The organism is Arthrobacter sp. Y3225116 (assembly GCF_059091245.1).
The window spans coordinates 1-1,810 of the sequence record NZ_JBNHGL010000385.1 but is presented as its reverse complement, the minus strand read 5'-3'; the positions used below and the strand labels follow the sequence as shown (position 1 = coordinate 1,810).

Below are 1,810 nucleotides of genomic sequence, written 5' to 3'. Positions count from 1 at the left end.
GGTGAGGCGGGCGGCTGCCGCGCTGTCCGGGCCCGCGGCCTGCGTGCGGCACCGGCAGCAATTAGGGCAGGAAAGCGTTTCTTATTCGCGGAGAACATAGGTTAGCCTTACTTGAGTCGCTTTTTCCGGCCCGAGGGGGTATGCGCATGCCAGCTGATCCGGCTGCAACGGCGCCTTCCCGGCCGGCGCCCGGGCCTCGGCTGGGCCGCGCTGCGGGCGGCGCGAACGGGACCGGCAGGCCGTCCTCGACCGCTCCCGGCGCGGCACGGCTCCCGCGCAGGGTGCTGGTGGGCATCCCGGCCGCCCTGGTGGTCCTGGCGCTGGTCTGCTGTGCCTCGCTGGCCCTCGGGGCGCGCCCCATCAGCGTGGAGACGTTCATCCAGGCCTTCGTCGCCTTCGACCCCGCCAACGGAGACCACGCCGTGGTCCACTCGCGCATCCCGCGGACCGTCACCGGACTGCTGGTGGGAGCGGCCTTGGGCGTCGCCGGCGCCGCCATGCAGGGGGTGGCGCGCAACCCGCTGGGCGATCCCGGCATCCTGGGCGTAAACGCCGGGGCCGCGCTCGCGGTCGTGGCGGGCATCTTCCTGTTCGGCGTGACCCAACTTTCCGGCTACGTCTGGTTCGCGTTCGCCGGCGCCGCGCTCGCTGCCGTGCTGGTCTACGGGGTGGCGAGCATGGGACGGGAAGGGGCCACCCCGATCAAGCTGGCGCTGGCCGGCGCCGCCCTGTCCGCGGGGCTGAGTTCACTGATGTACTCGGTGCTGGTGACCAACCAGGACACGCTGGAGGGCTTCCGCTACTGGCAGGTGGGGTCGGTGGCCGGCCGCGGCTGGGACCTGATCGGCCAGGTGGCCCCGTTCATCGCCGTCGGACTGGTGATCACGCTGTTCACCGGGAGGATCCTGAACAACTTGTCGCTGGGCGACGACGTGGCCCGCGGCCTGGGCCAAAAAGTGGGCCTGTCCCGTGCCATCACGGCGCTCGGCGTAGTGATCCTGTGCGGCGCGGCGACCGCCATCGCCGGACCGATCGCCTTCGTGGGCCTGATCATCCCGCACATGGTCCGCGCCCTGACCGGACCGGACTACCGCTGGATCCTGCCCTGCTCCATGGTGCTGGCCCCCGTGCTGCTGGTCGGCGCCGACGTGGCCGGCCGCTTCCTGGCACCGCCCGGCGAGATCGAAGCCGGCATCACTACCGCGGTGATCGGCGCGCCCGTGTTCATCGGGCTGGTCCGGCGGCGGAAGGCGGCCGGGCTGTGAGCAAGGTGGACACCCCGCGCGGAAAGCGCCCCGAATCGGCGCAGCAGGCGGCCGGCTCCGCTTTGCCCCAGGCCCCGGATCGCCCAGGGCAGGGTTTGTCGTCGAGTGCAGGGTATATGGAGGGTGCACTCGAAGACTTACCCCGCACCCGCGGAGGCGGCGGCCAGCGAGCCGCGGCTCCCGTCAGGGCCGGACGACGCAGCCGGCGGCGCGCGGCGGTCATCGCCGCCCTGGCGGGCTTCGTCGTCGTCCTGTTTTTTGTCAACGTCCTGCTGGGCAGCTACACCGTGACCATCCCGGACTTCTTCCGGCTGCTGGCCGGCGAACAGATCCCCGGGGCCAGCTTCATCGTGATGGAGCACAAACTGCCGCGGGCCGTGATTGGCGTGTTGGTCGGGCTCGCGTTCGGCCTGGCCGGCAGCATCTTCCAGACCATGCTGCGGAACCCGCTGGCCAGCCCGGACATCATCGGCATCAGCTACGGGGCCAGCGCCTCCGCCGTGACCGCGATCGTCGTGTTCGGCGCGGCCGGCGCCGCGGTCTCC

2 protein-coding genes are annotated in these 1,810 nt (G+C 71.7%); both read left to right on the top strand.

Translation table 11 applies throughout. From position 1 onward, the window contains the following. The first annotated feature begins 146 nt into the window (after positions 1–146). Positions 147–1,265 carry a FecCD family ABC transporter permease gene (locus tag AC5RV2_RS17620; protein ID WP_494093404.1) on the top strand — a complete coding sequence of 373 codons (1,119 nt, stop codon included), beginning with the start codon at positions 147–149 and terminating at the stop codon, positions 1,263–1,265. 116 nt (positions 1,266–1,381) lie between these two features. Next, positions 1,382–1,810, top strand: a 429-nt coding sequence (locus AC5RV2_RS17615) for an iron chelate uptake ABC transporter family permease subunit (RefSeq protein WP_494093403.1), incomplete at its 3' end; no start/stop codon positions are given.